Origin of the sequence: Sunxiuqinia dokdonensis, from assembly GCF_001270965.1 — a bacterium.
In the GTDB taxonomy this organism is placed as follows: domain Bacteria; phylum Bacteroidota; class Bacteroidia; order Bacteroidales; family Prolixibacteraceae; genus Sunxiuqinia; species Sunxiuqinia dokdonensis.
The window spans coordinates 24,277-45,841 of record NZ_LGIA01000024.1; the positions used below are offsets into that span (position 1 = coordinate 24,277).

A 21,565-nucleotide genomic window follows, 5' to 3' on the forward strand; every position below is an offset into this window, starting at 1 on the left:
CGAAGCAGCTTTTTGGGTTTAATGTTTAAAATGACGTCGTCCGGTAAACAACATGGCCATGCCAAACTCGTCGCATGCCTCAATCACTTCTTCATCGCGAATACTTCCGCCAGGTTCAACCAGGTATTTCACCCCATACTCATTGGCGGCTTCAATACTGTCGCGGAAGGGGAAGAAAGCGTCGGAAATCAGCACAGACTCTTCAATCTTAATGCCTTCTTTCATGTTAAAACGCGGAATCGTCAATTGGCGAAGACTGTCCAGCCGGTTGGGTTGTCCCATGCCGGCACCAGTCAGCCAAAACGAACCATCTGCGTTTTCGGTTACCAAAGCAATGGCATTGCTCTTTAAATGTTTACACGCTGTTATACCAAACTTGGCGAGATTTAATTTATTGTCATCAAATTGAATTTTCGTGACGTTTTTAAATTCGCTGTCCATGCCCTCGTCTTCATCCTGAACCAGCATACCACCACTGATGGAACGGTACAGTTTTTCGCCGGTAATCTCAGCTTTGACCGGTGTTACCAGCAAACGAAGGTTTTTCTTTTGGCTGAATATTTCGAGCGCTTCGGGTGTAAATTCCGGAGCGATGATGATTTCGACAAACTTTTTACCAAACCAGTTGGCCACTTCGGCAGTCACGGTATCGGTAAAGCAGATGATGGAGCCAAAGGCACTGATGGGGTCACCGGCCCAGGCCAAGTCGAGCGAATGCAAAATGTTGTTGGTTACAGCCAGCCCGCAAGGGTTGAGGTGCTTAATGACCGAAACAGCCACTTTGTTTTCCAAATGAGTAACCGAATGGTAGGCATCGCTGGCCGATTTCCAAGCCGCGTCGGCATCCAGCATGTTGTTGTACGAAAGTGCTTTGCCTTGTAAAACCTCGGCATTGGCTAGGGTGGCCTGACTTTCTGTATTGTCGAACTTATAGAAAGTAGCCGACTGGTGTGAGTTTTCGCCATAGCGAAGCACCTGTCCGTCGTTCAGGCTTACCCGGTTGGTTTCGGTAATTCCATCGTTGAAATAATTGAAAATAGCCGAATCGTAATGCGACGAAGTGGCAAAAGCCTTGCGCGCAAACGCTTTCCGGTCATCAATCGAGCTTTCACCATTTTTCTCGTTCAGCAATTGGATGAATTCTTCGTACTGGTTGCGCGATGAAATAATGATGACGTCTTTAAAGTTCTTTGCAGCCGCACGAATGAGCGCGATGCCGCCAATATCTATTTTTTCAATGATGTCTTCTTCTGATGCGCCGGAAGCAACGGTCTCCTCAAAGGGGTATAAATCAACAATGACCAAGTCTATCTGCGGGATTTCATAGTCGAGTAATTGTTTCTGATCGCCTTCATGGTCGCGGCGGTTGAGTATGCCACCAAATACTTTGGGGTGAAGTGTTTTTACCCGCCCGCCTAAAATCGAGGGATAGCTGGTCAGGCTTTCTACGGGTGTCACCGCAGCTCCTAAGCCTTCAATAAAGGATTGAGTTCCTCCTGTTGAATAAATTTGAACACCTAATTGATCCAGTTTTTTTACGATAGTATCCAGTTTGTCTTTATGATAAACCGAGATAAGTGCTGATTTAATCTTTTTTAAATCCTTCATTTATAGTCTTTTGAAATTGATGGACAAAGATAATAAAATCGACTGATTTTCCTTTGGCAAAAGTAAGCGATTTCAGCATTTTATTGGCAAAAAGATCGAACTGTTTTTGATCTTGAAAGGAGATGTCGTTGGTGATTTTAGTCAATAGCTGTCATTTTTTTGAGTAGCGAAAGGTCTCGGTTGATTGGAATAATTCTATCTTTATTGATCGAAACAAAAATGATGCTTTTACTTCGACTCATACTGGAAAGTTTTTCGTTTGCAGGAGATTCGCTGCGGGCCAACAAGCTGCGCACCTTCCTGTCGCTGTTGGGCATTACCATTGGTATTTTTGCCATTATTTCGGTGTTTACCGTCATTGATTCCTTGGAGAATTACATTCGCAGCAGTCTGAATGCGTTGGGCGACAACATGGTTTACATTCAGAAGTGGCCCTGGACGCCGCCCGAAGGTGAAACCGAATACCCCTGGTGGAAATACATGAACCGGCCAGTGCCGGACATGGATGAGGCGGATGAGCTCGTCAGAAGATCGCAATATACGGCAAATGCAGTTTTCTTTTTTGGCTTTAATACCACCGTTCAATATGAGAGTAGCAGCGCTGAAAATACAGAGGTGCTGGCAACAACGCATGATTTAATAGAAACCTGGGATTTGCACATTGACCGCGGCCGTTATTTTACCGAATCCGAAAGTCATTCGGGAGCTGCCATGGCACTGGTTGGCAGCGAACTGGTTGATCGCCTTTTTGGAGGTGTGAGTCCGGTGGGAAAGCAGATTAAAGTTGGCGGTCATCGTTTGTTGGTGATCGGCACTTACAAAAAGAAAGGCACCGATATGTTTGGCACCAGCATGGACAAACGGATTCATGTTCCAGTCGTTTACGCGGCCAACATGGTTGATTTTAAGAATCGCGATCGTGGACAATCCATTAATGTGAAATCGAAACCGGGTGTTGGCAAAGCCGAGTTTACCGCAGAGCTGGAAGGCATTATGCGAACGCTGCGCCGGCTGCGGCCAATGGAGGAAAATGATTTTGCCATCAATGAGGTCAGTGCTATAAGCAACCAGTTCGATGCTTTTTTTGTCGTTTTCAACCTGGCGGGTTGGGTCATTGGCGGATTCAGCATTGTGGTGGGCGGTTTTGGAATTGCCAACATCATGTTTGTTTCGGTGAAGGAGCGCACCCGCATTATTGGAATTCAAAAGGCATTGGGCGCCAAAAAATATTTTATTCTGCTGCAGTTTATCTTTGAGTCGGTCATCCTTTCGCTGGCCGGAGGTGCTGTTGGCTTGTTTTTGATTTTTTTGGGAACCGGCATTTTTAGCTATGTCTCGGATATGACCATCGCCATGAATGCAGAAAATGTCGCGTTGGGTTTGATGATCTCGGGCGTCATTGGTGTTTTGTCTGGGTTTTTACCGGCCCTCTCGGCTGCCCGGCTCGATCCGGTGGAAGCAATGAACTCGGTGTAACTGGGGAAATTCCAAATTCCAAATTTTAAGTTCCAGATTTCTAGCATCGAGTTTCGGGTTTCGAGTTTCAAATTTCTAGCATCAAGTATCCAGTATCCAGCATTTAGTATCAAGCATTCCCGAGCAATCGGGACTCCCTTCGGTTGCCAGCATCCAGTTTCGGGTTTCGAGTTTCTGGTTTCAAATTTCAAGTTTCTAGCATCTAGCATCAAGTATCCAGCATCCAGCATTCCCGATCAATCGGGACTCCTTTCGGTCGCCAGCATCAAGTATCCCGCTTCGTACTTCCCAGGTGGAGCAGCGCATCGCCTTGGTAAACAATGGGCGCGTGGTTGAGCCCGAGTATATGGCCTCCCGCCGGCATCCTGACTTTATGCTCAAATTTTCCGTAGGGGTCGGAGATGCTGCCGATAGTTTCTCCCTTTTCAACCCGGGCGCCATCTTTTATGTGGAAACGGAAAAGCCCTCCGTGGCGGGCACGAACCCAGCTCGATTGCTCGATAATAATGGATTCGTGCATTTCCATTTGGGCAAGCTCTTCGGAAAAATCGCGCATGCCCAGGTGGTTCATCACCTGCATGACTCCCCGGATCCCTCGCATGGTGATCCGTTTGTGAAAGTCGAGCGATTTGCCACCTTCAAATAGCAGCACCGATTTGCCTACATGTGTTGCGGCTTGGCGAAACGATCTTTCGCGGTTGGGGGCAAAGACAATAAATCGAGGGTTGAACACCTTCGCCAGCTCCAGAAGTTCCGGATTTCCGCGGCTGATACGGATTTGGGAACTATTGAACCGGTTGGCACCTCCCGTATGAAAATCAATGCAATAGTCAACATGCGGAAGGATGTTGTTCATCAGGTGAAAGGCGAAAATACTGGCCAAAGAGCCATTTTTCGAACCAGGGAAAACCCGGTTCAGGTCCTTGCCATCCGGAAATTCGCGCGTTTGGCTCAAAAATCCAAAAACGTTCAAAACCGGAATGCAGATCACTGTTCCGCGTTTGGGTTTGTTTATTTTTTTTGAAATGATTTCGCGAACGATTTCCACCCCATTAACTTCGTTGCCGTGGATTCCGGCATTGAGCAAAAGTACGGGGCCATCCTCGCGCGAGCGCTCAACAATAACAGGGACTTCAACTTTCGCCCGGGTGTGGAGGCGGGCAATATCCAGGTTAATAAGGGTTTGCTTTCCAGGACGGATTTCCGTCCCCAGAATCGTCATGGGGCGATGCTTTTTCATCGTTTAGGTTCTTAAACGTTACGTTCAACATAGCGAATGATGCTCCGGGCAATGTCGGTACCCGTAGCACTTTCAATTCCTTCGAGGCCGGGCGATGAATTGACTTCCAAAATCAACGGACCATGATTCGATTGCAGCATATCAACACCAGCCACTCCCAAGCCCATCACGCGGGCAGCTTTCAAAGCTGCATTTTCCTCATCTTCACTTAGTTCAATAATTTCGGCGGTTCCACCCCTGTGTAGGTTCGAACGAAATTCACCTTTCTTGCCCTGCCGTTTCATGGCGCCAACCACCACGCCGTCCACCACAAAGGCACGCACATCGGCTCCTTTCGATTCCTTGATGTACTCCTGAACAATTACCCTGGCTTTGAGTCCGTTGAAAGCTTCAATTACCGATTCGGCGGCATTGTCGGTTTCGGCCAGCACCACGCCCAGGCCTTGCGTGCCTTCCAGTACTTTAATAACCACTGGTGTTCCGCCCACAATGCGGATGATGTCTTTAACGTTACGCGAATAGTTGGTGAACACCGTTTTGGGCAAACCCAGTCCGGCACGGCTCAAAATCTGGAGACTGCGCAATTTGTCGCGCGAGCGAACCAGCGCCTGCGATTCGATGGCCGTAAATACTTTCATCATTTCAAACTGGCGAACGACAGCTGTACCGTAAAAGGTGATGGATGCGCCGATTCGCGGAATCACCGCATCAACGTCTTCCAGCTTTTGACCTTTGTAGTAAACAGCCGGCTTTTTCTTTTCAATCACCAGGTCGCATTTGGAGTGGTCAACAATCAGCATTTCATGGCCGCGCTGTTTTCCGGCCTCAATTAAGCGCTGGGTGGAATATAGGTTGGGATTTCGTGATAATACAACTAGTTTCATTCAATTCAAGTGTTTTAAAAAGTTATGATTTTGATTTTTCCTTTGTGCGATAAATTTCGCAACGAACTGTCAACAACAAAGCGTTTGGAGAGGAATTTCCGGCCAAGCAGAACCGGAAACTTCATGGCTCCCCGTTCGGTCAGGGTGAGCTCAATTGGGAAAATCTGTCCAAACAATTTGATTTCTGTTGAAATGCTGAAACGCTCTTCGAGCTGACCATTTGAGCTTTTCACTTTTTTCTGCGAAAAGGTATCAAAAATAAATTCTTTATCATGATATTTTTCGTGTTGCGGATCGAGAAACAAACATTTGAGTTTTTCCTGCCCGTCAAGCCGGATGATTTCAATGTTGTGGCAATGAAAACTGGAGGTGAAAGCGCCTGAATCCGTTTTCACTTCAATGCCTTCCAGCTGCAATTGAGGAAAGTCGGCCAGGTCTTCGCGTCCTATGATGATTCTTGAGAGGGTCATTTTATACGATGTCGAAAAAAGTTTTGGCAACCATCATGTACATGATCAGTCCCAGAATATCGTTTGTCGTGGTAATAAAAGGGCCGGTCGCCAGGGCCGGGTCAATTTTCAGCTTGTTTAAGACCAGGGGGATGGTCGTTCCAAAGAGCGAGGCGAAAACAATGACAATAAATAATGAAATACTCACGGCCCAGGTTAATTTCAGGCTATCGCCAAAAGTGAAGTTGTAAACAAAGATGAGTGAGGAGAAAACCAAGGCGGTGATTAAGCCAACGGCCAGTTCCTTTAACAGCTTTTTTCCAATGGAGTCGAAATCGCGGGCACCGCTGGCAATGGTTTGTACCACGATGGACGACGACTGCACGCCCACATTTCCGGCCATAGCGGCAATCAGCGGAATGAAAAAGGCAATACCTTGAATTTGTGCCAGTGCCGATTCGTTGGCGCCCAGCACACGGGCACCCAAAATACCGCCAAGCAGCCCGATCAGCAGCCAGGGCAGGCGGGCGCGGGTTAAGTTCCACACGCGGTCGCCCGACTCCACATCGCCGGTAATACCCGAAACCATCTGGTAATCTTTTTCGGCTTCCTCGCGAATCACATCCACCACGTCGTCAATCGTAATGCGGCCTTTTAGCCGTCCGATGTGGTCAACAACCGGAATGGCAACCAAGTCGAAGCGTTCCATTAATTGAGCCACTTCTTCTTGGGTGGCATCCGTTTTCACATAATGAAGGTCGTCTTCGAGCAGGGTTTTAATCTTGGAGTTGGTTGGATTCAGAATCAGCTTGGTCAGCGATAGGATTCCTTTCAGAAAGCCGCCATCATCAACAACATACACATAGTAAATTTCATCGATGTGTTCGGCTTGGGCCGATATTTCCTTGAGTGAAGTCTGAACGGTCCAGTTTTCGTTCACCTTGATTAACTCCTTGGCCATCAATCCCCCGGCCGAGTCTTCGTCGTATTCGAGCAGATCGGCAATATCGCCGGCTTGCTCTTTGTCCTTCATCTCCTGAAGAACAGCCTCCTTCATGTCATCTTCGAGGTCGCCAACCACGTCGGCGGCATCATCCGAATCCATGTATTCGATAAACTGTCGGGCAATCAACTCGGGAGGAAGCACCCTCAGGAATCGCCGGCGTTCGTTTTCGGGGATTTCCACCAGCACATCCGAAGCCCGTTCCGGGTCGAGCAGCAGGTAAAGGTATTTGGCTTCGTCCATACTTAGCTCATCCATGAGCTCCGCAATGTCAGTTGGATGAAGGCCTTCAAGCTTATCCAAAACAGCCTCTGCCGATTCACTTTCGATAAGAACCTTGAGCTCGTCGATAAATTCTCTGTTTAATTCGAATTGCATGGTTCTGATTTTATGACTGACTTTCAATCAGCCGGGTTAAACGTTCAAAATCATTAACACTTAACTGCTCAGGACGTTTAGAAAAAATGGGATCTTGTTTTAATTCCTCATCGCGAATGAAGGATTTTACGGAGCTGCGCAGCATCTTACGGCGTTGGTTGAAGCCAGCTTTCACCAACTGGAAAAATAATTTCTCGTTGCAGTTCAATGTTTTGGTTTGGTTGCGACGCAGGCGAATAACTCCGGATTTTACTTTGGGTGGAGGATTAAACACATTTTCGTGGACGGTAAATAAATACTCAATATCGTAAAAGGCTTGCAGAAAAACACTCAATATTCCGTAGGTTTTGCTTCCCGGTCCGGTGGCCAGCCGTTCAGCCACCTCTTTTTGAAGCATGCCGACAACTTCCGGAATCTGATCGCGATATTCCAGCACTTTAAAGAAAATTTGGGATGAAATATTGTAGGGAAAGTTACCGATAATAGCAAACGGTCCGCTGAAGTACTCATTCAGGTTCATTCTTAAAAAGTCTCTCGAAAGAATCCGGTCTTCCAACTGTGGAAAGTGAACTTTGAGGTAGGCTACCGATTCGCGGTCGATTTCCACCACGGTCGTTTTATAATTTTCTTTCTGAAGTAAAAACCGGGTGAGAACGCCCATTCCCGGACCAACTTCCAGTACATGGTTGACTCCTTCAGCTTGCAGGCTGTCAACAATTTTCAGGGCAATATTCTTGTCGGTTAAGAAATGTTGTCCCAGGTTCTTTTTTGCTCTGACGTTGGTCATTGGTTGTGTTCTCTCTTTTTTTGAATGTGAGATATGTTGTTAAAAACCGAGGCGAATTCAAACAAATATCTATTTTTGTGTGCAAAACTTGCCTTTTTTGAGGCGTGCAAATGTAATAAAGTACTTAGTAAAAATAGGAAGTGTCGCTAAATTCGATCTTAAAAATAGCGTAATTTCAGAAACTAACAAGTTTGCTTTGAATCCAAAAATCTTAAAGACCCTTAAATTTCTTGCCTTCCTTGCATTAGGCATTCTTCTGTTTTGGTTGGTGTACAAAGATCAGGATGTTGACCGGCTCAAATCAATATTGAAAAACGATGTGAATTACTGGTGGGTTTTGCTGTCCTTGTTCTTAGGATTGCTCAGCCATATCAGCCGTACCATGCGCTGGAACCTGATGATTGAACCACTGGGGAAAAAGCCGCACACGCTGAATACGTTTTTGGCGGTGATGGTGGGTTATTTGATGAACCTGGTTTTTCCGAGGATGGGCGAAATTTCGCGTTGCGGGGTGTTGGCGCGATACGAAAAAATGTCGTTTACCCAGTTGATCGGAACGGTGGTGGTTGAACGGATTATCGATGTGATCATGTTGCTTCTGCTTACGTTGTTAGTTGTTGTAGGGCAGTTTGGTCAGGTCATCCAATTTTTGGATAACAATCCGGAGGTAAACAAACAACTCAATCAGCTGACGCATTCGCCCTGGTCTGTTGCCGTGGTTGGTTTGGTGATTGTTTTGATGGCTTTTTTCTGGAAACGAATGATGCGAACCGCGGCCTTGGGGAAGATCCGTAATGTACTCAAAAACTTTGCAGCCGGACTGAAGTCCCTGCTTCACATGAAGCAAAAGTGGGAATTCATTTTTCATTCGGTGTTTATTTGGCTGATGTACTACCTCATGCTGTATGTGATTTTCCTTGCGTTTGACTTTACATCGCACTTGCCGGCGATTGCGGGTTTAACCGCCTTTGTCTTGGGAAGCTATGGTATGGTGGCTCCCGTACAGGGCGGAATTGGGGCCTGGCATTTTATGGTGGTTCAGGCCTTGTTGGTGTATGGTATCGACAAGTCTGACGGGATGGTATTTGCCTTGGTGGCCCACACATCCATGACCGCTATGATGATTCTACTTGGGCTGATTTCCTTGCTGATTCTGCCTTTTATCAACCGGACAGAAGTTTGAGATTTCTGTCGGTTCGTGGCGGTGAATCAAGTGTAACGGACTGACAAACTATTAAAAAAAGTGATAGGCTACGAATTCACGAATGAGGATTGAAAGCGTTGTGGGTTGTGTAGTGCGCTTCAATGCTTTTTTTGCTTTCCGGTACTGTTTTTAAATTGAACCGTGCGTGTATCCGTGGCTTCATTCTCCATCGCGCCTCCGAAGACAAATAATAGTGGTGCGAGAGGTTGCAGGCTTGGCACTTCTTCTTAATTTTGGGGATTGCCATTATTTCAAATCATGAACACAGAGTTATTTATAGCACGGCGGTTGTTTTCTTCCAAAGACCAGGACCAAAAGATGTCGCGGCGCATTGTCCGTCTGGCGGTGGCCGGCATTAGCCTGGGCATGATGGTGATGATTCTGGCCGTGGCTATTGTGACTGGTTTTCAGCGAGAAATTGAAGACAAGGTGAATGGCTTTGCGGCCCACCTGCAAGTGGTGAATTACGATAGTAACTTTTCCTATCAAACGGAATTCATTAACAGCCGGCAGCCATTTTTGGACGATCTGAAAGCCATGCCCGAGGTGCGACATGTGCAGCAGTTTATTACCAAGCCCGGCATGATTCGTACCGAAGAAGCCATTCAGGGTATGGTGCTGAAAGGCATTGCTGCGGATTTCGACTGGACCTTCTTCGAGAAAAACAAGGTAGCCGGACAAGAGATTCCGCTGGATTCGCTACGGACGAATCAAGTGTGGATTTCGGAACAGGTGTCGAATCTACTGAAGCTAACCCTGGGCGATTCGTTTCGCATGTATTTTCTGAATGAAAACGAACGCACGCCGCGCATCCGACAGTTCGAGGTGGGCGGTATCTACCGGACCGGTCTCGAAGAGTTCGACCAGATGTTTATGCTGATTGACATCCGGCACCTGCAAAGCCTGAACTCTTGGGAGGAAGACCAAATAAGCGGTTACGAAGTTTTTGTCAACGATTTGAATGCGGTGGACGAGATCGAATACGAAGTGCGCGATCTGATTCTGGCTAATCTGGTTGATGATGAGTCGCTGCTGCGCGTGATCAACATCAAGCGCAAGTTTCCGCATATTTTCGACTGGCTCAACCTGCTCGACATGAATGTTTGGATCATCTTGCTGCTGATGGTTCTGGTGGCCGGGTTTAACATGGTGTCGGGTCTGCTGGTTATTATTTTGGAGCGCACCCAAATGATTGGTGTGCTTAAATCGTTGGGCGCGGCCAATGTCAATGTCCGCAAGGTTTTTCTGTATTTATCGGTTTTTTTAATCGGACAGGGCCTGCTTTGGGGCAATTTGCTGGGGCTGGCACTGGGGCTGGCACAACACTATTTCGAAATCATTCATCTCGATCCCACTTCGTATTATGTTGATACGGTTCCGGTGAACATTTCCATCCTGCATCTGGTGCTTTTAAATGTCGGCGCTTTGGTGGTCACGACCTTTATGCTGCTTGGCCCGTCGTATTTTGTTAGCCGCATCTCGCCCGAAAAAACCATCCGGTTCGAGTAAAGTGGCAGCCCGCCGGAAAACGCTCATCGGCTGAGATCCGTCACGGTGTTTTCTTTCAAATCGATTAAAAAGTGATCGGCAGGCATGCCCGTTAAAAAACGGTCGAAAATCTCTGAAAGAGATTTTATTTGCTGACTTAAGGTATCTTCAGCAGATGCCGTTTTCCAAACATTGAGCAGGCACCGGTATTGCTCAATCCGTTCCGTGCCAATGTCTTGTATCGCCAACTGGTCGGCACTTCGAAGCCGGTAAAAATCGTAAATCAGATCAAAACCCGTCCAGTTTACAAATGCTGCGGAATCAAGATCAGTCTGCTCCGCGGGTTTGGCATGCATCAACAAATCTTTTCCTGTCGCATTCAGCAGAAATTCCTGGAGGTTTTCAGGCCAGTCGGCTGGCAAAAACCGCAAGCGAACCAGCTCTTTCAGGTGCCAAAGGGTTAATTCGCGATAGCTTTTGGCAAGCAGCACATCGCGATTCCAAACACCCGATGAACCGGTTTTGGTCAACCAGGCATGCTCCATTTCGTAAAGTGGAAAAAGCTCATCGAAACGGGGAACAGAATCCAGCACAATGGTTTCAACCTCCATCAATTGGGGGCTTTGGATGGTGAGTAATTTGTAGGCGGGAATGTATGCTGCCAGCGAAGGAATTTGAACATTCACCAAAGTGTTACCTTTTTCGGTGATCCGGATGTCCGTATCGTTGATGTGCATGTGTCCACCAAAGTGAATTTGAACACCAGCATCAGCAAATACCTGGGCCACATCCTCGTCCGGAACCCGGCTCAACTGCATCTTACCTTCGCCCATCAGGTCTTTGATATATTCCGAAGCGTCATCATTAAAATCAACCATCGGGTAATGGCTGAAAACAATCAAAGTTTTTTCGCGTTTCTCGGCCTCGGTGGTTACCTTTTCTACCCACTCAATCAGGTGCTTTTTATGGCTCATCACCTGGTTGTAGCCAATGCTGGCGCCGCTATAATTGACCGGATTTCCGGGATCTGCTTCGGCTGCATCTTTGGGAATGTAAACATTGGCATCCAACGCCAAAAACCAAAGTCCGTCAGTCGGCTCCACCAAGTAGCTCACATCGGGCACCAAAGAATGATACGGTGGAATCGCATACATTCGGTTGTCAAAGTTGGCCTGTTTCAACGCTTTCTCAAACTGGTAGTCATCGAAACTGTAGGTTGAAAACGGTGTTTCCCAGTACAGATCTTCTTTTTTTGGAAAGAATCCGAAATGGCCCAGCATGCCAATAATCTCCTCGTAGCCCAGGCAACGGATGTCGCGGCTTACAACCACCGGAAGTTCGTCCGGATTTTGTGGTTTGTACAAATCTTCCGTGCTCATGATGGCTTGTTCCTTGCCACCTTCTCCTAAAAAATCGCTTTTGCCGGCATCGACCGTAAATGGACGAACCGGATCATGATTTCCGGTGGTGGCGATAAACACCAACCCATGATTTTTGGTGTATCCGTCCAAAATTCGCCTGCCCCCACGGATATTGAGCGGTTGTCCGTCATCACTAAAATCGCCGGGCAGGACCACATACTTTACGCCACGCTTCACCACATCGTCCAGCGCGGCCAATAAAGCAAAGTAGTTTTCGTTGAACAGCCGGGTGGAATGTAGCTGGGCTTCCATGGTGCGAGCCAAAGTATGTCTTCCGGTTTCCGGGTTGAAAACGCCCGGATAGGCGTGATCTCCCAGTTCGCCGTAAATATCCTGCAAATGCACATCGGCCAGGAAAGCTACCTGGATGCCGACTTGATCGTGAACTTGCTTTTCCTGACAAGCGGACAGGATCAACACAACAAGGAAGGAAAGGATGGCGACTACTTTTTTTGCCATAATTGAATCTCCATTAATGCTTTTGTTTCTAAACGAATACTGATTTTCATTATTTTAGTTCCAGCAGCGCCCAAACTGGTTTGTGATCCGACAGCGGTACCTGCATCTCAATAATTCCACCGTCCAGAACTTTCATTTTTGAAGGATTGTACACGATGTGGTCGATCACTTCGCCGTTGCTCTGATCTTCAGGCTCCATTGCATTATAAGTATTGCTTTTTGTACAATCGATTCCCAATGCTGTCCAGCTCACATCCATTCCAATTGTTTTAAACATTTCGTAGTACTGGTTTTTTTCTTCTGAATTGGAAGGAACGAAGTTAAAATCTCCTGCGACAACGGAGACGTCGCTTTCCTGTCGCATTTTCAGGTAATCAACGAAGGTTGAAATTTTATTGGTCGTTTCATCAATATGGGCTTGGTCGCGCCACCCAAAAGGAAAATGAACCGCGTAAATCGTAACTTCAAGGCCATTGATTTTGGTTTTGGCTTTGGTTGCTGTATGCAAAGTATCGGCCATCAGTACTTCTTCCTGATCGTACAATGGGGTGCGGCTGACAATGGTTTTGTATTTATCGTCATGTCCGGCGGTCGTGTATTTTCCAACCACCTGATACGGCAAGCCTAACGCTTTTCCAACCTGTTTGGTCCAGTCACCGCCAGGCGCTTCAGAAAAACAAACCACATCAAAATCAAAGGACTTAAGTGCTTCACCAATTTCAGTGGCGGTTGCATTTTTGCTGTATTCTACATTGTAGGCGGCAGCTTTCAGCTGGATCACGTTGTCCTTCTGGCAAGCCGCAAGGATGAACGACATCCACAAAAGCAAAAGGCTCCATTTGGTTACGATTCTCATCAGTTTTTGGTTTAATTTCTTAATGATTCTTACGAAACTGTTCAAACTTTTATTGAACCGACTTCGGGGTTCTCAAACATGTTTGTTTAAATCCCTCCGGTTCTACCGGAGGTTATTCAAATTGAAGTCCTTCGGACTTGTGCTTGCTAAAAACCCAGAATGGGTTTAATCTGAATAGCCGTGGGTGTCAACCCCCGCGAAATGAGTGATGTGGTGCAACAACCCTGATAAGGGTTGAACAGGAATGCGCTTTGAACATACCGAATTTAAACAGTCTTTCAATGAAATCAATGAAAAGAGAATCCGGAGAAAAGCAGCTCTCCGGATTCTGATTCATTCTTAAGCAAAGTTGTTCAAAACCGGGCTGCAATCTAGTAACTTGGATTTTGCACTAGATAGCCTGGCGTATCAGATGCGCCGTCGATGGCCGCCTGTGGAATGGGGAAAAGACGTCGTTGAACATCCGAATTGGTCTTTTCTGTCCAGGTGTCTTCGTATTTTCCAAAGCGAATCATATCGGTACGGCGTTGGTGTTCCCAATAAAACTCGAAGCCACGCTCGCGAAACAAGATATCTTCTGTCATTTCAGCCAGCGGTGGGGGCGTTACGTCCGGCCGGGCAGTTCGCGAAGCCCGAACCAGGTTCACGTCAGCGAGCGCTCCGGGGGCATCTCCCTTGCGCAATTTGGCTTCGGCCCGCATCATATACAAGTCGGCCAGCCGCACAATAACCAAGTCCGCTTCGCCCTTGTTTCGTCCATCATCCGATGATTTACTCCACTGGTATTTCTCAACCCGAAAGCCGGTATTGTAATCGCTCCCTTCAGGAGTAAAGTTGATTTCTTCTTCAAAATCGACATACGCATTGGCTTCCGCCCTCCGCCAGTCGCGAAGTTTTCCAATTTTGTACCTGCCATCGTCGCACATAATGAAAGGCAACCTGCGCCCGTTGTTTTGCAGGCCAAACTGCAAGCCCCGGTAAATCCCACGGTTGACTTCAAAGTCTTCGGCAGCAATGCAGGAATCTTCGGGTACAACCATGGCTTCCCAGAAGAACCGGGCATCGGCTTCAGCCGGATCAACATCGCCATACGCCTGAACCCACGATTGGTAAAAGTCGGAGGTAATGGCAGCGCCATCCGTTCCGTTGGCTTGTGGATATAGCGGATTTCCGTAGAAATTGTCGGACATGGAGAAATACGACATCCGGTTATGGCCGTTCAAATCGGGCCGCTGATCAACTGCAAAAACCAACTCACTGTTGGTGTGGTTGTCGTTGTCAAAAACAGCAAAGTATTCCGGCGATAGTTCGTATTGCCCCGAGTTGATGACCAGGTTGGCATACTCGATTACCTTATCCATATCAGCGGTTGTGAAATCGAAGTTGGTAGAATATGGATCACGCCACACGGCTGCATTCAGGTGCAGGCGTGCCAGCAGCGCCCAGGCGCCTCCTTTGGTCAACCGCCCAGGGCCAACATCGGTACGCAAATCGTCAATGACGGATTCGAATTCTGTCCGAATGTATTCCACGGCATCGTTTCCACGCAGGATGGTGGAGAGCTCACCAGCTTCATCTTTCTGGAAAGCAATTCCCCAAAGATCGAGTACAATCATATTATAGAAGGCCCGCAGCCCTTTTACTTCAGCTAAAAACACCCGGGCTTCAGCATCCGTTTCGGCCAATGGGGTCAGCACGTTGATGGCCAAAACTGTTCTGGAGATCATCACCGTCAGGTAGTCCCAGCATTGCCGGACATTGCTGTGCACTGGCGTGTAGGTGTGCTGATGCAGTTCAATATAAATCCCGTTGTCGCCCCAGTCTCTTCCACCACGGTAAGGCAGAATAGCCTCATCGGCCGAGATTTCCTGAACGGCAAAGTAGCGCGTATGCCTGTAAAATTCCGGCAGCATGCCATAGGCTGGAGCCACGGCTCCCTGAACCAAATCACTTTCCAGCGCCCCACCCGATAAGGATTCATCCAATATTTTCTCTTCCAGGTCGGTGCAGCTCCAGCTCAGCAGCATGGAGAATGCCAACAGGGCCAGTTTTATTGTATTTTTCATTTCAGTCTTCATATTCTCGATTAATTAAAATGATACGTTTAAACCAACAACAAATGTCCTCGCTTTAGGATACCCATTCAGATCGATTCCAAATGACTGGATCCCGGCAATCGAACGATCCTGGTTCACTTCGGGATCAAAACCATCGTAATCGGTGATCACAAACAGGTTTTGCCCGGTGAGCGACAGACGCATATCCTTAATGATATTGTTGATACCCATTAAGCCCGTGTTGAAACTGTAGCTTAAAGTCGCGTTGTTTAAGCGAAGGAAAGAGCCATCTTTCAGGTAGCGGGTTGAAATTGTTGACGAGTTGATGATGCTTTCTTCCGGGTATTGGATGGCGGCATCGGTTGTATTCAACGAGTTGGCCAGTTTCGCTTTGTAAAACTTGTTTGTGGCCGTGTTGTCGTAGATTTTGTTTCCGGATACGCCATTGAAGTTGACGCTGAGGTCGAACCGTTTGTAGTTCAAATTCACATAGAAGTTATACATCATGTCGGGCAGGGCACTTCCCACTACGCGGCGGTCATCCGTGTCGGGCACGTCCGGCTCCCGGAAAATGGACAATCCTTCGGGACCAATACCCATGAATTCTTTCATATAAAATGAGCCAATGGGATGGCCGTTGATCAACCCGTTGATCGTGGCGCCGGTCAGTCCTGATCCTTCAGCATTTCCCGTTGTCAAAATGGTAAAAGGGGAATTTTCCACCACATTGTCCAAAAAGGTGATGTTTCCACCCACCGCGTACGAAAATCCGCTTTCGGTGCGATGTTGGTAATCCAAAGCCAGTTCCAGTCCCTTATTGGTGATGGTCATGTCCTTCACGTTGGTCCAGTAGGTTGTTGCCGGCTGAATCGGGTCGGGCGGCACGACCTCAAGCAGAATGTTGTTGGACTCTTTGTGGAAGTAATCTATGGTTCCGGACAAAGCGCCATCAAGCAAGCCAAAATCAAGGCCGACGTTGGTTTGGGTTGAAACCTCCCACTGAATGTCAGGATTGGCCAGCCGTACGAAGGTTGTTCCGGCGGGGTAACTGCCCGAGTCATCCAAAGGGTAGCTGTCCTGGTTCGAAATTCGGGTCGTATATAGCGCCTGGGTAATTTTTGAAGGAATTTCCTGGTTTCCGGTTTGTCCCCATCCGGCCCTCAGTTTCAAATTGCTGATCCGTGACGATTCCATAAAATCTTCTTCTGAAATTCGCCAGCTTGCGGCAAACGAAGGAAAGACACCGTACTTGTTGTTTTTACCAAATTTAGAGGAACCGTCGGCCCGAACGGTGGCGGTTACCATATATTTGCTTTGGTAGCTGTAGTTGGCCCGGCCAAAGAACGATTGCAACTCATTCTCAAGCGTCCAGCCCTCCGGATGATTGTCAACCAAGTCGAGCTCCTGGCCCAAGCCCGGATTATAGCGGGGCTCAATGCCATTAACCGGGAAGTTCTCAGCGCTCCAGTGCCGCCAGCGGTCGAAGGTTTTTTGATAAGAATGCCCGGCCAGTAGCGTCACATGATGACTGTCCATGCCAAAATCATAGGTCAAATAATTCTCAATCAGGGTATTCTTTCCGTTGGTATAATACTGGTCCAACCGTCCCAGCTCAAACGGATCCGTACTTGGCATTGCCTGATTATCTGCGTCACTGGATCTATTTTCATAGCCAAAATTCAGTTTGTACACCAATCCGTCTAGGATTTCGATCGATGGAGCAATGTTTACAATAATCCTTCTGCTCTCCCTGAAATTTTTGTAGAGCTCGGCCCCAATCAGCGGGTTCATCAAATCCGGATACTTCACCGGATCGCCATTTTCGTCACGGGCCGGATAAGTCGGATTAAAATCGAGCATTTCCGAAACCAGCGTACTCATGATGGCATTCTCTCCCGACTCGATGGAAGCGTTCAAGTTGAAATCAATATTCAGCTTTCCGTCGAGCAGCTTTTGTGTGGCATTTACCCTGCCGCTGTATCTTTTGATGCCGGTGTTAAGCACGATCCCTTCCTGGTCGAGGTACCCGAGCGATGCCCGGTAGGTCAGCCGGTCGGTTCCACCCTGAAAAGTCAGGTTCTGATCGCTAGTGATGGCTGTCCGGGTCAGCTCTTCCTGCCAGTCAGTGTTGCCTCCACGGTCTTCCAGTGTGCCACCAACAGCCACTACTTGCCGCCGGAATTCGTCGGCACTGAAAACCGGGATTTTGCGAGCCATGTTTGAAATTCCGACGTTGGAGGTAATGGACATGCTCGAAACGCCGGCCTTTCCACTTTTTGTGGTGATCAGGATGACCCCGTTGGCACCACGCGAACCATAAATGGCGGTAGCCGATGCATCTTTCAGCACGTCAATGGATTCGATGTCTTCAGGATTGATGAAGTTCAGTGGGCTTTCGCCGGAGCCTGTTCCGGCCAGTCCAAGCGGAAACCCATCAACCACAAACAACGGGCCGGTTCCCTGCCGAATGCTTCCCTGGCCGCGGATGATAATGCGCTGACCACTGCCCGGTGCGCCACTTGATGAAGTAATGTTCACCCCCGACACTTTACCCTGAAGCAATTGTCCGGGAGAGTTCACCACGCCTTTGTTGAAATTTTCGCTTTTTACTGAACTTACGGCGCCGGTTAAGTCGCTCTTTTTTAGAGTCCCATAGCCAATAGCCACCACCTCGCCAATGCCAATGGTTTCTTCGTTCATGGTTACAAAAAACTGCACTTTGCCGGCAACCGGAACCTCGAGCGTTTCCATGCCGACGAATGAAAACTGCAAGAATTCAGCATCGGCGGGAATGTCAAGCTGAAACGCACCATCATTGTCGGTGATGGTGCCGGTGGCTGTTCCTTTCTCGACCACTGTTACGCCGGGGATTGGTTTTCCGTCGTTGCCGGCCACCACCCCGCTAATGCTTTTTCGCTGTTGCAAAAAGCTGCTCAGCCCTTCACCTTTCCTTTTTAGGATGATTTGGTAGTCGGTAACTTCAACATCAATCGATGCCTGCTCTCCAAATTGCCTCAGAATCGATTCAAGCGATTCATTTTCGACTTGGATGGTTATTTTTTGATCTTTCTGAAAAATTTCATCCTGATACAAAAAATAAAATTTCGTCTGGTCTTCGATCTCCTGAATGAGTTCCTGTACGGTAACTTCGTCCAGGTTCAAACTAAGCTTGGATGCCTGAGAGTAAGAATTAGCCCAGGAGCTTGTAAAAATCAAAAATGAAAATAGACATGTCAGTTTCATTTTTCTAAAATTTTGATTCATACCTTTTCTGACGAAAAGGTACCCCAATCGTGATTTTTTCATACATTTGACAAGTTTAATTAATAACTACAATTAACTGTTTTAAAGCCGGAGAGTGGGCCAACACGATCCGGCTTTTTCTATTTCAGAGCATAGGTCGTTTCATCTATTTTAGTAAGTTCAACTCCGGCGGTCTTTGCCAAAATACCCAAGGCAATTGCCGGTTCTTCAACCAATTTTAGTTTCCCGGTGATTGTTTCTGATGGCAACTCCGGACTGTCCAAAATAATCTGAATGGCATAAAATCGTTCCAGCTTTCGGGTGACCTGATTCAAATCGGATGTCGTTAAATTCAAAAATCCATCGTGCCACGAGATATAATTTTGTACATTGACGGTGTTGATGATTATTTGCGATTCTTCTTTGTGATAGGCTGCCTTTTGGTTTGGTTTCAGCAAAAAGTCGTTGCTCAAAAAACGAAAGCCGTTTTCTTTCACATTCACTTTTCCTTCAACCAAAACGGTTTCAATAACGGGATCGGATGGATAAGCGGAAACGTTGAACTTGGTGCCCAGCGCCAGCACTTCCACATCGCTGGTGTTGACCAAAAACGGCATGCTTTCGTGGTGGGCAACTTCGAAGAAACCTTCGCCAACCAAGAAGACCTCGCGGGTTTTGCCGGCGAAAGCTGCGGGATAAACCAGCCGCGAACCGGCATTCAGGTGAGCCAAGGTTCCGTCGGGCAATTTTATTGACGAGTGCTTGCCGTATGGTACAATCAACTGGTTCTGAAAATTCTTTTTGGGCTGGGCGTTTGTTTGCAGAGTATCCTGTTTGTTGATAATGAGTTGACCACCGTTTGTGTATTCAATATCGGACTCCTGCTCGGAAATAACGACATGGTTTCCATCACTCAGCAAAAGTTGGATGTGGTTACTGTTGGTCAGGGTTTCGGCCAGCATGAAATAAAGAGCTTTCAGTTCTTCTGACTTTTGATTGTTGTAAAACGTCATGCCGAGCACAAAGAAGAGCAGCCCGACAGCGGCATATTTCAAGGCTGAAAACCCGAGGGTCAGAAAATAGTTTCTTCTTTTTCTCCGGTCAATTTCGCGGAGAATGGTGGCCAGCAGATCCAGCGATTCGTTTCCGCTCTCCGCCTCATTTTTTGTCCGAACGGATAAAATCAGCTTTCGCGCCAGCGCAACCGGCTCTTGCTCTTCTGGATGATCAGCCAGATAGTTATGCCAATAGTCATTTAGGTTTTGGCTTGGCTGTAAAATCCAGCGCACAAATTCCCGGTCTTCAATGTATTTTTGAAATCGCTCCATTGCCAGAGGTCTGTTTTGATAGTAGGTTCCTCCAAACTCTAAAACATGGACACCAAAACCAATTTATTTTTTCTGGAAAAGATAAAGAAGCACCTGAACTTGCTTTTGGTCAAGTGTTTTACGAAGCGAAATTAAAGCCCGGTATAATAATTTCCGTGCCGATTCGATAGATATTTTCAGGATTTCGGCGATCTCCGAATACTCCAGCTCCTCTTCAAACTTCAGGTAAATAATCTCCTTTTGTTTCGAAGGAAGCGCGCTCACCGCTTTCACCAGCGCTTCTTTTATCTCCCGCGACAATTCAAAATCAATAATCTGGTTCTGGATATTGTAGTCGGACTGAAACAGATCGTGTTCCAACTCGCCGTTCAGCCGGAGCGTTTGAAATTTGCGTTCTTTCATCATCTTTTTGAAAAGCTTGTTTCGGAAGGCAACAAAAAGGTAAGCTTTCAGATTTTCAATTTTCTTCCCACCCAGCTTCCTTCTTTTCAGAAACAGGTCGAGGTAAACTTCCTGAATGCTGTCGTGAATCCATTCTTTGTTGGGACAGAGTTTGCGCCCGTACAACAGCAAGCGGTCAACATGTTGCTGATAGATCACCGAAAAGACTTTGTCGTCCCCATTCAGGAAAGCATGCCATAAAAAATCTAAATTGTTGTGATCAGGTTCGCGCATTCAATTTTTATTAAAACATTAACGAAGCTCGCACACTGCATCAAACTTCCCAGTGCGCTTTACGTTTGTGCCAGCAAAACAAATGCTTTGCAATTACAAAGGGCGCACATTTAGGTTAAAGTCCGATTAAAAGTCCGTTCGACATCATCCTGCAACGAATTGGACGACCAGTCTGGAGGATTCAGTCATGCACATGTCATTTGTTACCAAATAGATAGAACGCTTCCAGGTCGTCAGCTCCTATTAAACCAACACCTGCAGCTTTCAGTTCATTCCAAACCGCGTTTCTTTGTTCCGGCGTTTTGGCGGGTGTTGCCCAAAACCGTAGCAAATACCCGTTATTTCTGGCTTTCTCAGCCAAATCATATAACATTTTTCGTTCGTTTGCGGGCATCGGTCCGGTGCCATCCCAGTCAAAATAATTTGTCCAGTTGTCGCTCACCACCGGCATCAGTTCCGGGGCAATACTCGATTCCAAATTTTCAAGCCGCCCATCAAACGCTGCATAACGAACTTCCTGCGATTTCATAAATTCAAAAGGCCGGTTGCCGGAAACAACCACCAGTACCGCGCCTTTTGTTTTCGCGCCATCTTTAAAAAACGACAGATTCGACTTGTAATCCTGAAGGATTTGATGCAGCAATTGGTAGGTTTTTAAGCCGTCATCTTTAATGTCGATCAAGAGAATAAGCTCTTCGCCGTTGCCATAAACCGAACCTTTGTTTTTGCTGATTTCTTTTCGAAGTGGTTCAAGATAGAGCTGACGAAGCGTGCGCCCGGCTCTAATCTGGGCAAAATCGTGGGCGACAAAAAGCGAATCGCCAGCAGAATAGACGTCGGCTTCAATACTTTTAAACCGATGATCCAAGGCATCGAACAGAGGCCGGTCGTGCTCATAATCGTTGTGGGCATGCCCGTTCAGCAGCGGCAAAGATGCTGTTTGATCTGAACCGCATCCAGCCATCAGGAGAATTAAAACTCCAAAAACTACACGCTTCCTCATGATCAT

The 21,565-nt window shown here is 47.2% G+C and carries 16 protein-coding genes; 3 read left to right on the forward strand and 13 right to left on the reverse strand.

From position 1 onward, the window contains the following. Window positions 1–18 precede the first annotated feature (18 nt). Window positions 19–1,608 carry a bifunctional phosphoribosylaminoimidazolecarboxamide formyltransferase/IMP cyclohydrolase gene (purH, locus tag NC99_RS02540; RefSeq protein ID WP_053179533.1) on the reverse strand — a complete coding sequence of 530 codons (1,590 nt, stop codon included), beginning with the start codon at window positions 1,606–1,608 and terminating at the stop codon, window positions 19–21. Window positions 1,609–1,827: 219 nt separating this feature from the next. Here purH and NC99_RS02545 point away from each other — a divergent pair, with 219 nt between their 5' ends. Beyond that, a complete protein-coding gene (locus tag NC99_RS02545; protein WP_204374875.1) occupies window positions 1,828–3,084 on the forward strand; it encodes an ABC transporter permease in 1,257 nt (418 codons plus the stop codon). A 265-nt stretch (window positions 3,085–3,349) separates the two neighbouring features. On the opposite strand, the gene NC99_RS02550 is transcribed toward NC99_RS02545, so the two are convergent. Genes NC99_RS02550 through rsmA form a run of 5 tightly spaced genes read right to left on the reverse strand, consistent with a single transcriptional unit; the run spans window position 3,350 to window position 7,825 of the window. Further along, window positions 3,350–4,324, reverse strand: a complete 975-nt coding sequence (locus tag NC99_RS02550; protein WP_053179535.1) for a succinylglutamate desuccinylase/aspartoacylase family protein — start codon at window positions 4,322–4,324, stop codon at window positions 3,350–3,352. Between the two features lie 11 nt (window positions 4,325–4,335). Beyond that, window positions 4,336–5,208, reverse strand: a complete 873-nt coding sequence (rimK, locus tag NC99_RS02555; RefSeq protein ID WP_053179537.1) for a 30S ribosomal protein S6--L-glutamate ligase — start codon at window positions 5,206–5,208, stop codon at window positions 4,336–4,338. Between the two features lie 14 nt (window positions 5,209–5,222). Then, entirely contained in the window at window positions 5,223–5,678 is a 456-nt protein-coding gene (locus tag NC99_RS02560) for an ATP-dependent zinc protease family protein (protein WP_053179539.1), read from the reverse strand. 1 nt (window position 5,679) lies between these two features. Then, a complete protein-coding gene (mgtE, locus tag NC99_RS02565; protein WP_053179607.1) occupies window positions 5,680–7,038 on the reverse strand; it encodes a magnesium transporter in 1,359 nt (452 codons plus the stop codon). A gap of 10 nt (window positions 7,039–7,048) precedes the next feature. Then, a complete protein-coding gene (gene rsmA, locus NC99_RS02570; protein WP_053179541.1) occupies window positions 7,049–7,825 on the reverse strand; it encodes a 16S rRNA (adenine(1518)-N(6)/adenine(1519)-N(6))-dimethyltransferase RsmA in 777 nt (258 codons plus the stop codon). Window positions 7,826–8,021: 196 nt separating this feature from the next. Here rsmA and NC99_RS02580 point away from each other — a divergent pair, with 196 nt between their 5' ends. Both NC99_RS02580 and NC99_RS02585 read left to right on the forward strand, forming a co-directional pair. Next, window positions 8,022–9,008, forward strand: coding sequence for a lysylphosphatidylglycerol synthase transmembrane domain-containing protein (locus NC99_RS02580; RefSeq protein WP_082326265.1), 987 nt, complete (start codon window positions 8,022–8,024; stop codon window positions 9,006–9,008). 279 nt (window positions 9,009–9,287) lie between these two features. After that, window positions 9,288–10,538, forward strand: coding sequence for an ABC transporter permease (locus tag NC99_RS02585; RefSeq protein WP_053179547.1), 1,251 nt, complete (start codon window positions 9,288–9,290; stop codon window positions 10,536–10,538). Between the two features lie 23 nt (window positions 10,539–10,561). Here NC99_RS02585 and NC99_RS02590 read toward each other — a convergent pair whose 3' ends face one another. The 7 genes from NC99_RS02590 to NC99_RS02620 form a co-directional block, all read right to left on the reverse strand. Continuing rightward, entirely contained in the window at window positions 10,562–12,397 is a 1,836-nt protein-coding gene (locus NC99_RS02590) for a metallophosphoesterase (RefSeq protein WP_053179550.1), read from the reverse strand. 49 nt (window positions 12,398–12,446) lie between these two features. Next, on the reverse strand, window positions 12,447–13,253 hold the full coding sequence (locus NC99_RS02595; protein WP_157624384.1) for an endonuclease/exonuclease/phosphatase family protein: 807 nt from the start codon (window positions 13,251–13,253) through the stop codon (window positions 12,447–12,449). A 371-nt stretch (window positions 13,254–13,624) separates the two neighbouring features. Continuing rightward, window positions 13,625–15,319 carry a RagB/SusD family nutrient uptake outer membrane protein gene (locus NC99_RS02600; protein ID WP_204374876.1) on the reverse strand — a complete coding sequence of 565 codons (1,695 nt, stop codon included), beginning with the start codon at window positions 15,317–15,319 and terminating at the stop codon, window positions 13,625–13,627. Window positions 15,320–15,343: 24 nt separating this feature from the next. After that, window positions 15,344–18,553 carry a SusC/RagA family TonB-linked outer membrane protein gene (locus NC99_RS02605; RefSeq protein WP_162231123.1) on the reverse strand — a complete coding sequence of 1,070 codons (3,210 nt, stop codon included), beginning with the start codon at window positions 18,551–18,553 and terminating at the stop codon, window positions 15,344–15,346. Between the two features lie 140 nt (window positions 18,554–18,693). Next, the gene (locus tag NC99_RS02610) at window positions 18,694–19,881 is read right to left on the reverse strand and encodes a FecR family protein (RefSeq protein WP_053179556.1); all 1,188 of its coding nucleotides are present in this window, start codon (window positions 19,879–19,881) and stop codon (window positions 18,694–18,696) included. A gap of 63 nt (window positions 19,882–19,944) precedes the next feature. After that, window positions 19,945–20,556 (reverse strand): RNA polymerase sigma factor, encoded by a 612-nt coding sequence (locus tag NC99_RS02615; protein WP_053179558.1) that lies wholly within the window; start codon window positions 20,554–20,556, stop codon window positions 19,945–19,947. Between the two features lie 196 nt (window positions 20,557–20,752). Beyond that, window positions 20,753–21,559: a phosphatidylinositol-specific phospholipase C/glycerophosphodiester phosphodiesterase family protein gene (locus NC99_RS02620; protein ID WP_157624388.1), complete on the reverse strand. Its 807-nt coding sequence runs from the start codon at window positions 21,557–21,559 to the stop codon at window positions 20,753–20,755. Between the last annotated feature and the right edge of the window lie 6 nt (window positions 21,560–21,565).